Source organism: Sphingomonas sp. BL-S-25 (genome assembly GCF_055521555.1).
In genome coordinates this window covers 1384760-1397143 of record NZ_CM145486.1, presented here as the reverse complement: position 1 = coordinate 1397143, position 12384 = coordinate 1384760, and the positions used below count along the sequence as shown (strand labels likewise).

General features: G+C 65.1%; 10 protein-coding genes. 4 read left to right on the top strand and 6 right to left on the bottom strand.

The genetic code is table 11. From position 1 onward, the window contains the following. The first annotated feature begins 90 nt into the window (after nucleotides 1-90). Nucleotides 91-963: a PEP-CTERM sorting domain-containing protein gene (locus ACZ1H8_RS06900; RefSeq protein WP_465180605.1), complete on the top strand. Its 873-nt coding sequence runs from the start codon at nucleotides 91-93 to the stop codon at nucleotides 961-963. A 7-nt stretch (nucleotides 964-970) separates the two neighbouring features. On the opposite strand, the gene ACZ1H8_RS06895 is transcribed toward ACZ1H8_RS06900, so the two are convergent. The 5 genes from ACZ1H8_RS06895 to ACZ1H8_RS06875 form a co-directional block, all read right to left on the bottom strand. Further along, nucleotides 971-2455: a tryptophan halogenase family protein gene (locus ACZ1H8_RS06895; RefSeq protein WP_465180604.1), complete on the bottom strand. Its 1485-nt coding sequence runs from the start codon at nucleotides 2453-2455 to the stop codon at nucleotides 971-973. Between the two features lie 11 nt (nucleotides 2456-2466). Beyond that, on the bottom strand, nucleotides 2467-3498 hold the full coding sequence (locus ACZ1H8_RS06890; RefSeq protein ID WP_465181356.1) for a cupin-like domain-containing protein: 1032 nt from the start codon (nucleotides 3496-3498) through the stop codon (nucleotides 2467-2469). Nucleotides 3499-3502: 4 nt separating this feature from the next. Next, the gene (locus ACZ1H8_RS06885) at nucleotides 3503-4216 is read right to left on the bottom strand and encodes a SapC family protein (RefSeq protein ID WP_465180603.1); all 714 of its coding nucleotides are present in this window, start codon (nucleotides 4214-4216) and stop codon (nucleotides 3503-3505) included. Nucleotides 4217-4352: 136 nt separating this feature from the next. Beyond that, nucleotides 4353-7487 carry a TonB-dependent receptor gene (locus tag ACZ1H8_RS06880; RefSeq protein ID WP_465180602.1) on the bottom strand — a complete coding sequence of 1045 codons (3135 nt, stop codon included), beginning with the start codon at nucleotides 7485-7487 and terminating at the stop codon, nucleotides 4353-4355. A gap of 365 nt (nucleotides 7488-7852) precedes the next feature. Continuing rightward, nucleotides 7853-8107 (bottom strand): hypothetical protein, encoded by a 255-nt coding sequence (locus ACZ1H8_RS06875; RefSeq protein WP_465180601.1) that lies wholly within the window; start codon nucleotides 8105-8107, stop codon nucleotides 7853-7855. Between the two features lie 80 nt (nucleotides 8108-8187). Here ACZ1H8_RS06875 and msrB point away from each other — a divergent pair, with 80 nt between their 5' ends. Next, complete coding sequence (gene msrB / locus ACZ1H8_RS06870) at nucleotides 8188-8634, top strand: peptide-methionine (R)-S-oxide reductase MsrB (protein WP_465180600.1); 447 nt, start codon at nucleotides 8188-8190, stop codon at nucleotides 8632-8634. A gap of 45 nt (nucleotides 8635-8679) precedes the next feature. Here msrB and ACZ1H8_RS06865 read toward each other — a convergent pair whose 3' ends face one another. After that, entirely contained in the window at nucleotides 8680-9603 is a 924-nt protein-coding gene (locus ACZ1H8_RS06865; RefSeq protein WP_465180599.1) for a Gfo/Idh/MocA family protein, read from the bottom strand. A gap of 195 nt (nucleotides 9604-9798) precedes the next feature. Here ACZ1H8_RS06865 and ACZ1H8_RS06860 point away from each other — a divergent pair, with 195 nt between their 5' ends. Together ACZ1H8_RS06860 and ACZ1H8_RS06855 are read left to right on the top strand one after the other, a co-directional pair. Continuing rightward, entirely contained in the window at nucleotides 9799-11526 is a 1728-nt protein-coding gene (locus tag ACZ1H8_RS06860) for an IlvD/Edd family dehydratase (RefSeq protein ID WP_465180598.1), read from the top strand. Next, on the top strand, nucleotides 11526-12380 hold the full coding sequence (locus ACZ1H8_RS06855; protein ID WP_465180597.1) for an SMP-30/gluconolactonase/LRE family protein: 855 nt from the start codon (nucleotides 11526-11528) through the stop codon (nucleotides 12378-12380). Before ACZ1H8_RS06860 ends, ACZ1H8_RS06855 begins: the two co-directional genes overlap by 1 nt. Nucleotides 12381-12384 lie beyond the last annotated feature (4 nt).

Sequence of the window (12384 nt, the reverse complement as noted above, 5' to 3'; positions counted from 1 at the left end):
GCACGATGGGCTGCAAGCCGCCGGCCCGCGGCCGACATGACGAAGATGGATCTCGTGCGCGCTAGCCTCTTGCTCGGTCTCGCTCTGCTGATGCTCGCGCCGGCCGCAGCTGCGCAGAGTGCGCATTCGCCGCCCCCAGCCCGGCATGCGGCACCGCGGACGATCCTGTTCGTCGGCAACAGTTTCACCTATGGCGCCAACTCGCCGGTGCGCATCTACCGCGCGGACAGCGTCGCCGACCTTACCCGGCGCGGAATCGGTGGCGTACCGGCATTGTTCAAGCGGTTCACCATGGAGGCGGGCCTCGACTATCGGGTGAGCCACGAAACCGAGGGCGGCAAGGGCCTGGACTGGCATTGGCAGAATCGGCGGGCGCTGCTCGACCGGGCGTGGGACGACGTGGTCCTCCAGGACGCCAGTGTGCTCAACTTCGCCAATCATGGCGATCCGTCGCTGCTGATCGACTATTCGGGTCGTTTTGCCCGGATGTTCGCGGCGCGTAACCCGCGGGTCCGGATCGGCCTCACCGCTACCTGGTCGCGCCCCGACATCGTCTATCGCGGCACCGGTCGCTGGCATGGCGAGCCGATCACGCGAATGGCGCTCGACCTGCGCGCCGCCTATGACCGTGCCCGCGCCGCCGAGCCGCGCATCTCCAGAGTGCATCCGGTCGGCCAGGCGTTCAACTGCGCCATGCAGACCGGTCTGGCCGATCCGAACCCCTATGACGGACTGACCTATGGCAAGGTCGACCTCTGGTCCTTCGATCATTATCACGCCAGCGCCGCGGGCTATTATCTCGAGGCGCTGACCATCTTCGTCGACGTGACCGGCAAGGACCCGCGTACCTTCGGCGGGCGCGAGCAGGCGGCGGTCGATCTCGGCCTCTCACCCGACCATGCGACGCGGCTTCAGGCGGTCGCCTGGCGCGTTGCCACCAGTGGCGGCCATTGCAGCCAATAGCGCCCCGTCAGACGGCGGGGCAGTAGCTTTTCAGGAACGTCTCATGCGGCGGCAGCTTGGCCACCGCCTCGGCGATATTGTTCCGGAGCCCTGCGAGCGCCTGGCGCAGCTCGGCTGGCGGCATCATCTTCGCCAGCTGGTGATAGTTTCCGGGTCGAAGCCCCTGACCCATCAGCACCTGGACCCAGGAATCGACGCGGAACAGGTCGACATTCTCCTGATAGGCGAGCGCGCCGTCGTGGAACGCGGCGATCCGTTGCTTCAGCGTGTCGGGCACGTCCATCTCGCGGCACCGCTGCCAGAAGGGCTCGTCGCGCTGGTTGAGGTGATAATGGAGGATGATGAAGTCACGGATATGCTCCATCTCGTGGCGTGAGTTCGTATTGAAACGCTCGACCGCCGCGGGGCTGATCCCGCCGAACGGGAAACTCTCGATCAGCCGAGTGACCGCGATCTTGATCAGATGGATGCTGGTCGATTCCAATGGCTCGATGAACCCGCTCGCCAGTCCCAAAGCTACGCAATTGCCGTTCCAGACCTTGTTCCGACGGCCGGTGCGGTAACGGATCAGGCGCGGATCGAACAATGGCGTGCCGTCGATCTCGGCCAGCAGCTTCGCCTTCGCCTCGTCGTCCGACATGTAATCGCTGGCGAACACCAGCCCGTTGCCGACGCGGTGCTGCAGCGGGATCTGCCAGCGCCAGCCCGCCTCATGCGCGATCGCGCGCGTATAGGGGCGGGGCGGATCGACCGCCTCGGTCTGGACCGCATAGGCGCTGTTGGTCTTCAGCCAATGGGTCCAGTCCTCGTAACCGGTCTCCAGCGCCTGTTCGATCAACAGCCCGCGAAACCCGGTGCAATCGAGGAAGAGGTCGCCCTCGATGCGCGTGCCCGATTGAAGGACCAGTGCGGTGATGAATCCGCTCTCGGGATCACGCTCGACCCGCTCGATCCTGCCCTCGATCCGCTTGACCCCTGACGGCTCGGCCAGCTTGCGCAGCACCTGGGCATAGAGCGTGGCGTCGAGGTGATAGGCATAGCTGAGCGTCGCAGTCTCGCCGGTCGCGAAACGCTCGGCATTCGCGGCCTTCAGCTCGTAGCAATAGTCGTCGAGGCTGCCGCCGAACCCCTGCGCCTGCGCCTCCAGCCAGAAATGATGGAACGGCGCCATCCAGGTCGACTTGCGGCCGATCTCGCCAAAGCTGTGGAAATAGCGCTCGCCCGGCCTACCCCAATTCTCGAACGCGATGCCCAGTTTGAACGTCGACTGGGTGTGGCGCATGAACGCGGCCTCGTTCATCCCCAGCAGCTGGTGGAAGCTGCGCGAGGTGGGGATGGTGGATTCGCCAACCCCGATGGTGCCGATCTCGTCCGATTCGACCAGGCTGATGTCGAGCAGCGGGCCGAGCTGCTTGACCAGCGCAGCCGCCGCGACCCAGCCGGCGGTGCCGCCGCCTGCGATCACGACCCGTTTCACGATAGGCGCGGTCATCCCGGTCTCCGTCAGCGATTGAGGCGATTGAGCAGCAGCGCGCGCAGCCGGCGCGCCTTGATGTCGTCCATCGGCGCCAGATTGCCGCGCGCCGCCTCGGGCAGATGCGCGCCCGCGCGGTCGGCGGGGCCGAAGACATAATAGTCGAACAATGCCTGCCAGCCGCGCTTCTCATGCTCGGGCCGATCGCGAAGGCTGAGCAGGGCGTGCAGCAGCGTGTTTTGCGGCGTGTCGATCCAGGCGGGGCTGCTGTTCCACCAATAGTTGATCATGGCGTTGAACGGGTCGAGCGCCTCGACCTGGTGCCACCACAGGGCGGGGTAGATCAGCGCGTCGCCGGGCTCCATTTCCGCCACTTCCGCCGCAGCCAGCGCCTCGGCGAAGCCCGGATGGCGGTCGAGGTCCGGCGCGTCGAAATCGACCATCGAAACAACCTGCCCGGCGGGCGTCAGGTCGATCGGACCGGGATAGAGATTGGGTGCCTGGTCGGGCGGGAACAGGGTGAAGCGCCGTCGCCCGACCAGGGTGACGGCGATGTTGTTGGACATGTCGTAATGCGCCGATGCGATCGTCCGGTTGCCCAGCCAGATGCTGACCAGCGGCGGCGTTCCGGCGCGCTCCAGCTCGCCAAAGCGCAGCGCCGCCTGGTCGCGGATGCCGGGCAGATACTGGTCGATATCGGTCGATCCGATATAGATGGACGGCGCCGCGGGATCGCCCTGCTCGGCCAGGATGCGGTCGAGATAGGCCGATAGCGACCCCCGCTCGCGCACGAAATTGAGCGCGGTGCAGCTTTCATCGTAGCCGAACCGCCCGCCGATCGCGGTGTCGCCGATATAGGCGGTGACGGGGCGTCCGCCGTCGAACTGCTTCAGCCACTCGACCGCCCGGCCCGATCCGTGCAGCCCTTCCGCCACGAGCGGCAGATGGCGCGCGATGCCGCGCAGGATGGCGGGGCGGCCATCGGCGATCAGCTCCGCCACCGGCAAGCTCCGGGCATCGCTCCCTTCGATCACGCGGGTCTGGCGGGTGACGGCAACCATCGCGTCAGTCGACGGGATCAAGCAGCGCCTGCTTGCGGGCGATCAGCTGCTGCACATTGCCGAGCGACGCAGCCGCCAGGATGGCGAGCCTGAGCGCACCCGAGCGGTGCAACCGTTCCAGCGGCTCACCCGTAAGAGAGGACAGCCGTTCCAGATCCACCACCATAACGTCGGGAACGGTATAGCTCAGATCCTCGCGGACATCGACGGTCAACGTGACCGGGGTCAGCAGCTCCGCCTCGTCGAGCAGCGCGTAGAATCCGTGGGCGCTCTCCATCTGCTGGTAGAGCAGGCGCAGCACTCCCGCGATATGGTCGAGATAGGGGGCGTTGCCGCCATGCTTCAGGAAAAGCGGCTGGCCGGTGCCCACCCGTGGATCGTCCATGTCGACATGGATCATCGGCTCGCCTTCGCCGTCGCCAGCGTTGCGGATGATTCCGATGGAGAAAGGGCCGCGCTGATGCATTGCTGGCACATAGCGGCTGGCCCAGCGGTCGCCGGCCAGGAAGAGGTTCTCGTCGCGGTCGAGGCCCAGCAGCGCATAGGCCTGAATTCCGGTTTCGCGCCGGCGAAACACGATCGCATATTCGCGCTGCAGTTCCTCGAACTCGGCGGGAAAGACCAGCGCCTGGTTGGCCGCATCGCCGAACTCGGCGCCGGCGCGCGGGCTGACGCGCAACTCGGCATGATCGACATTGTTGATCTGTACGGGGTTCATGCGTTCCAATCCTGCTTTGGCGCAAGGTCTAGCAGTGCGGGTCGGGGTGCCAAAAGAAAAAGGCCGCTGCGCGGTGCACGGCGGCCTTCTTCCCCCTTTTGTCGGGAGCGGACCGAGGCCCGCTCCCGCATTCGGTTCAGAAGCGGTAGCGCGCGCCGAGGTAGAAGCGCGGCTTGAGCTCCTGGGCATAGACCAGGTTCTTCTCGGTACGGGCATACTGACGGAACGGCTCGCTCAGCAGGTTGACCGCTTCGAGCGACAGCGAGAAATTCTGGCTGACGTCGTAGCTGATGCTCGCATCAAGCGTGCCGAAGGCATCCGTGAACAGCGGGTTGCGGTTGCCGCCCTGATTGGTCGCCGCCAGATACTTGTCACGCCAGTTGTACGAGACGCGAGCCGAAATGCCGTTCTTGTCGTAGATGCCGGTCAGGTTGGCGCTGTCGCCCAGGCCGGTCAGCGCGAAGATGTTCACGTTCGGATCGGCATAGGGATCGACGTTCACGTCACCGTCCACCTTGGTGTACGATGCGGCGAAGCCGAAACCCGAATTGCCGAAGAAGTGAGTCCAGGCGATTTCCCAACCGTGGATATTGCCCTCGCGGTTGTTGACCGGGCCGCTGATCGCGAACTGGAACAGCGGATCGTTGGCGTCGCCGACCACGTCGACCGCAGCCAGCAGCGAGTTCACGAACACCGTGTCGAGCTGGCCGGCCTTTTCGTTACCGTAATTGGCATTGAACGTCGCCGCGGCAGCTGCCTGGTTTCCGCCATTCTGCACCAGCAGTGCAGTGTAGGAGAACAGATTCACGTCGCTGCGATCATAACCGCTGGCGGTCAGGAACGCGAGTGCGGCGCCCGATCGGGTTCCGGCTGCACCCGAGCTGGGATCACGCAGGCCGAACAATGGGCCGTTGGTGATCTGCGTGCCGATGAAATTGCGGACATTCTTGTTGAAGAAGCCCACCGACACGAAACTGGACGGCTTGTAGTACCACTCGACCGACACGTCGATATTGTCCGATTCGAGCGGCAACAGGGCCGGATCCTGGCGGGTCGCCGGTGCCGGTGCCGAGCCGAGGGCAGTCGGCCGGTTCGGGCCGTTGACGCCGACCGATGCGAACAGGCTGCCATAGTCGGCACGTGCCAGCGTGCGGCTGAACGACGCGCGCGCCACCAGATTATCGACGACCTCGATGTTGAAGTCGATCGACGGCAGGAAGTTGTCATAGTCCGCCTTCACCTGCACAGCGCCGCCCGGGGGGCCACCGTCCACGAAGAAGTCGTTATCCGCGGCCCAGCGAATCTGCGCCGGAACCGACTGAACGCCGATCGAGTCCACGTTCGTCTTCTCGTACCGCGCACCGACCAGCAGGTTGGCGCGGCGGCCGAAGATATCGCCGCCCCAGGCAAACTGGCCATAGACTGCCCAGGTCTTCTCTCCGACGGTATCGTCCGACGGCGGGCTCTCGGTGATCGCCTTGCCCTGGCTCAGATAATAGGGCTGGAAGACGTTGAGCAGGTCGACGGCATTTGCGCGGAAGGCGACGAGCGCCGATCCGGTCGACGCCGGGTTGTACTTGTCGAACTTGCAGGTCAGGCAATAGGTCTTGAGCAGATTGCCGGCGCGCTGCGCGACGATCCCGGTGTCGGTGATGCCCCAGTCACCAAGCAGCTGCGTGGTGTTGACCGTGGTCGAGCGCATCTTCGCGTCGACATAGTCACCGCCGAAGGTGAAGCGCGTGTCCGTCGCGACTTCCCAATTGAACTCGGCGCTGAACTGGTTGACCCGCGATTCCTGCTCCGAGGTGATGACTCGCGCCACTTGGGTGCCGAGGTCGCCATAATCGAGAATGCCGTTGCAGTTGCCACCGCGCGCCGTGCAGTCATTGATGGTTTCGGACTGCTGCGGGAAGCCGGTGGTGAAGTCCAGGCGGTGGGTCGCGCGGACCGGGGCACCGATCGAGATCGTCGTCGCCGACGATCCATTGGCATTGTCCGGATCGGTCTTCGACTTGGCGTGATTGGCGTCCAGAGTCAGCGACAGCCGGTCGGTGAAGTTGAGCTTGATGTTGCCGCCGAACGAATAGAGCTCGGTATCGGTCGCGAAGCGCTGCTGCTCATAGCCCTTGTCGGCCTGCACCGCCTCGGCGAGGATCACGGCGCTCTGCATCCGCTTGTCGTCGTCGAACGTGACTTCGGTGAACGGCCGCTGGAACCAGTTGGTCTGCTCGCTGCGCTCGTCGCTCAGCTTGTTGCGGGCGTACAGGCCGTCGACGGTGACTTCGATCGCGTCGCTCGGCTTGAACTGGATCATCGCCTGACCGTTCAGACGCTCGCGACGGTTCTCCGAGAATTGATAGCGGCTGTCGTTCGGGATCTGGACGTACGGGGTGGTCGGACGATTGTTGATGACCGTCGACGCGTTGATGTACGGGCTGGTCGGGCTGAGGAAATCGGCCAGCGGCACGATGTTCCAATAATTGGGGTTCGACTGCGCCGATGCCGATTCGCGCAGCTGATAGCTGCCGAACACCGTCACGCCGAACGTGCTGTCCTCGTTCTTCCAGTTGAGCAGGCCCGAGAATTCCGGCGTGATCCAGGCCAGATTGCCTTCCGCCTTCTCGACCGACGAATCGTACAGCGCCTTGGCGCCGAGCGAGCCGGAGAAACCGTCCTCGCGCGCGTCGAGCGGACGACGGGTGACGATGTTGATCGCAGCGCCGATGCCGCCCGAGGGGATGTTGGCGCGGCCGGTCTTGTACACTTCGAGGCGCGAAACGCCTTCCGATGCCAGGTTCTGGAAGTCGAACGAACGTCCGGTGCCGCGCGCGAACGCGTTGCCCGTGCTGGTATCGATGCTGGTGGAGGGGAGCTGGCGGCCGTTGATCGTCACCAGGTTGAAGCCGCCGCTGAAGCCGCGAACCGCGACCTGCGAGCCTTCGCCGTTCGCACGCGTGATCGACACGCCGGTGATGCGCTGGAGCGACTCGGCCAGGTTGGTGTCGGGGAACTTGCCGATGTCTTCCGCAGAGATCGCATCGACGACGCCGGCGGAGTTGCGCTTGATCGAGATCGCCTGGTCGAGCGATGCGCGGATGCCGGTGACGACGATTTCTTCGCCGGTGTCATCCTGCGTCGCCGGCTCGGACGCGGTCGGTGCGCTGTCGGTGGTGGTTTGCGCCAGCGCGATGCCGGGCATCAGCAGGCAGGCGGAAATGGCGATCGCGGATGCCGATCGCGCGAATGATGGCGTAAGCCTTATGCTTCTCATTTTGTCCCCTCCTAAGTCAGCAAGCCCTGGCTCGCCGCATGGTTCTATCTTGAGTCGGCCTCCACCGCTCGATGTTAACGCTAACACCCTGTCCGGCGTTGTCAATACTTCAAAACATCCGTTGCGATTGTAATTTTTGGTGGGCAAGGCGCTGAAAATGTCCGGTTTTTTGCAGCGCAGCAAAAATTCCGCGACCTTTTTGTCTTGGGCTGCGGCAAAAATCACACAGCGCTATAGCGTAGGATCTTGGGAATTGACGCAACATACTCAAATTGCGTGCGTAATACCGCTTATCCTTTCCGATTAATCTTATCTAATCGATCGGTCGACTTGGGCGAAGGCAGAGGCCCGAGACCCAGCCGGTTTCACTCCTCGCTCAGCTCGACAATCTCGAACTCATATCGGTCCCATCCGCGCTGCCTGGCCGCTTCGATTGTGGCGGTCTTCTTGCCGGTTGCTTCGCGAAGAGATTTGACGTGGCCCCAGAACACTTCGGTCCGCCCGCCGCCCAGATGCGCAACGATCCGCCAGTAATGGGTGAAGGATGCCGAGGTCGGTCCGATCGTCTTCACATAGCCGTCCGCCAGCCGTGCGGTCAGATATCGCTTCTTCTTCGCCATGCGCCGCGGGATATCCGGGTTCGGCGGTGCTGGCGAAATACGCCCGGCCTTCCCACATTGGCGGCAAAACGGAGACGCGCATGACCGACTATCGCAAGACCCCCGAAGCCCTGGCCGCCCTGACCCCTGAAGAATTCCATGTGACGCAGCAGAGCGGCACCGAGCGCCCCGGCACCGGCAAATATCTCTACAACAAGGAGCCCGGCATCTACGTCGACATCGTGTCGGGAGAGCCGCTGTTCGCTTCGTCGGACAAATATGAATCGGGCTGTGGCTGGCCCAGCTTCACCAAGCCGATCGAGCCCGCCAACATCGCCGAACTGCGCGACACGACGCATGGCATGATCCGCACCGAAGTGCGCTCCGCCAATGGCGACAGCCATCTCGGCCATGTGTTTGAGGACGGCCCGCTCGATCGCGGGGGCCTTCGCTACTGCATCAACTCGGCTTCGTTGCGTTTCGTGCCCAAGGGGGAGATGGAAGAGCAAGGCTATGGCGCCTATCTCGACCAGGTCGAGGACATCTGAGCGGATAACGGAGCGGCGCGCGCGAGTGCGCCGCTCCAATCGCCGTCAGAAGTCGAACGGCGCCACGATTCTGCGCTCGGCGACGAGAAAGGCATCGGCGACCAGCTGGATCGGAGCCAGATCGACGTCCGACTTCCCGCTCCGGATGAGCTCGGCCAGGCGGCGATAGAGCCGCGGATATTCCTCGTTGTTTCCCGTCGCTACCGGCTCGCCGGGCAGTTCGAGCCGGCTTCCGCCATGCGTCAGGCGCAGCAGGCCGGCGTCGGTATCGACCTCGATGTCCCAGCTCTGCTCGCCGGTCTGGAGGAAATCGAATTCGGCATCGACCGTCGCGGTGCCCGACCGCATCGCAATCCCGGCAGCGATCGGGCTGGTGCGGTTCGCCGGCACCGACAGGGTCGCGCTCAGCACGGTCAGCGGAGCGGGCAGGATCCGCGTCGCGATCGACAGTGCATTGATGCCGGGGTCGAAGACGCCGAACCCGCCTGCTGCCAGGATCCAGTCCTGCCCCGGATGCCAGTGGTTGATATCCTCCTTCCACCGGATCCGCACCGCGTCGATCCGCCGGGTCGCCAGCCAATCGCGTGCGGCATCGATCTCGGCCGCCTCGCGCGAATGCCAGGTGGCGAACAGGGTCACGCCTGCCTTCTCCGCCATCGCGGCCAGCGCCTGCGCCTCGGAGACGGTGGCGCTTGGCGGCTTTTCCAGCATCAGGTGCCGACCGGCGCGCAGCACCGCTATCGCCTGCTCGAACCTGCCTTCGGGTGGAGTGCACAGCGAGACCGCTTCGATCTTGGGCCGGGCGTCCAGCATCGCCTCGATCGACGGATAGCCGTCCACGCCGTCCACCCGGCCGTGCCGGCTGGCGGTGGCGGCCAGGTCGAATGCGCTGCTCGCAGCCAGTGCCGGCACATGCTGGTCCCGCGCGATCTTGCCGATCCCGACAAGCCCGATCCTGATCCGCTCCATCTCTCGCCCTTTTATACGATATATATGCTTCCTATACGCGGCTCAGGGCGATATCAATGCGCCAACATTGGTAGGTGAGCGACGATTTTCCGGGATCGCCGAAGCGTGGAAGGTTTGGATTTGGGACAGGACCGCGATCGATCGACACAGAGGCTCCGGTCGCGTGCCTGGTTCGACAGTCCCGAAAATCCGGACATGACCGCACTCTATATCGAGCGCTATCTCAATTTCGGCATCAGCCTGGACGAGCTTCAGTCGGGCCGCCCGATTATCGGCATCGCCCAGACCGGCAGCGACCTGGTGCCGTGCAACCGGCACCATATTGAACTGGCGAAGCGCGTGCGCGAAGGCATTCGGGACGCGGGCGGTATCGCGCTCGAATTTCCGACACACCCGATCCAGGAAACCGGCAAGCGCCCGACCGCCGGGCTCGACCGCAACCTCAGCTATCTGAGCTTGGTCGAATCGATCTACGGCTATCCGATGGACGGTGTGGTGCTGACCATCGGCTGCGACAAGACCACGCCCGCCTGCCTGATGGCGGCCGCCACGGTGAATATCCCCGCCATCGCCCTGTCGGTCGGTCCGATGCTCAATGGCTGGTTCAAGGGCGAGCGCACCGGGTCGGGCACGATCGTATGGAAGGCGCGCGAAATGCTCGCCGCCGGCGAGATCGATTACAAGGGTTTCATCGAACTGGTCGCCAGTTCGGCGCCGTCGACCGGCTGGTGCAACACCATGGGCACTGCGACGACGATGAACTCGCTGTGCGAGGCGCTCGGCATGTCGCTGCCCGGCTCGGCGGCGATCCCCGCGCCCTATCGCGACCGCCAGGAAAACGCCTATCGCACCGGCCTCCAGATCGTCGAGATGGTGCTCGAGGATCGAAAGCCCAGCGACGTGCTGACGCGCCAGGCGTTCCTCAATGCAATCCGCGTCAATTCGGCGATCGGCGGATCGACAAACGCGCCGATCCACCTGAACGCGATTGCCCGTCATATCGGCGTCGAACTGACCCTGGCCGACTGGGAGGATCACGGCGCCGACGTGCCCTTGCTGGTCAACCTCCAGCCCGCCGGCACCTATCTCGGCGAGGATTTCTACCGCGCAGGCGGCGTTCCCGCAGTGATGGGCAAGCTGCTGCGCGCCGGCCTGATCGAGGGCGATGTGCTGACCGCGAACGGACGCACCGTCGCCGACAATGTCGCCACCGCCGACAGCCTGGACGACGACGTCATCTGGCCGCTCGACGCACCGCTCAAGCCCGCGGCGGGCCTGACCGTGCTGTCGGGCAATCTGTTCGACAGCGCGGTGATGAAGCTCAGCGTGATCTCGGACGAGTTCCGCGCGCGCTATCTGTCCAACCCCGACGACCCCAACGCGTTCGAGGGGACCGCCTTCGTCTTCGACGGCCCGGAGGATTATCATCGCCGGATCGACGACCCCGCGCTCGGCATAGACGAGCGCTCGATCCTGATCATGCGCGGTGCCGGCCCGGTCGGCTATCCCGGCGGTGCCGAGGTGGTGAACATGCGCCCGCCCGTCGCGCTGATCCAGGCGGGGGTGCATGCGCTGCCCTGCCTGGGCGACGGCCGTCAATCGGGCACCAGCGGCAGCCCGTCGATCCTGAACGCCGCGCCCGAGGCGGCGGTCGGCGGCGGCCTGGCGCTGGTCCGCACCGGCGACCGGATCCGCATCGACCTCAACCGGCACAGGGCCGACCTGCTGGTCGACGATGCCGAGATGGCGCGCCGCCGCGAGGCGCTGGGCCAGGCGCGCGACTATGTCCCGCCGTCACAGACGCCGTGGCAGGAGATCCACCGCAATCTGGTCGGCCAGTTCGACACCGGCGCGGTGCTGGAAAATGCGGTGAAGTATCAGCGTATCGCCCAGAGCTTCGGCATTCCCCGGGACAGCCATTGATGGCACAGCCGCGCGTCGTCGCGCGCGACCGCCGCGACCAGTTGGGTGAGGGGCCGATCTGGTCCGCGCGCGACAATGCCCTCTACTGGACCGACATCCTGTCGGGGCGACTCAACCGGCTGACGCTGGCCGACGATCGGGTCGAAAGCTGGGACATCGGCGGCTATCTCGGCTGGGTGATCGAGCGCGAGCGCGGCGGCTTCGTCGCCGGGGTCGATCGTCGCATCGTCACGCTCGATCTGAATGGCCCGACCGTCGAGACGCTGGCAGAGCTGTCGGACGAGGATCCGGGCAACCGCGTCAACGACGCCAAGGCCGACCGCCAGGGCCGGATCTGGGCAGGGACCATGCCGGTAACCGCCGACCGGCCGAGCGGCGCCTTCTACCGGCTCGACACCGACGGTCGCGCCCATCAGGTCGACCGCAACTATCGCATCGCCAACGGCCCGGCGATCGTGCCCGACGCGTCGCACCTGTTCCACACCGATAGCGGGCTGCGCACCATCTACCGCTTCGACATCCTCGAGGATGGCAGCCTGGGCGAACGGACGCCCTTCATCATGTTCGAGGAGGGCTGGGGCGATCCCGACGGGATGACGCTCGATGCCGATGGCGGGCTTTGGGTCGCCTGCTGGGGCGCAGGCTGCGTCACCCGCTTCACGCCGGACGGCCGCCGGGACCGCAGCATCGCATTGCCCGCCAGCCAGATCACCAGCTGCGTGTTCGCCGGCGAAGGGCTCGACCGGATGTTCGTGACCTCCGCCGCGGTCGATGTCGACGAACCGCTGGGCGGAGCGCTGTTCGAGGTCGATCCCGGCTGCTATGGCCTTCCGACGCTCGCCTATCGCGGCTGAGCGC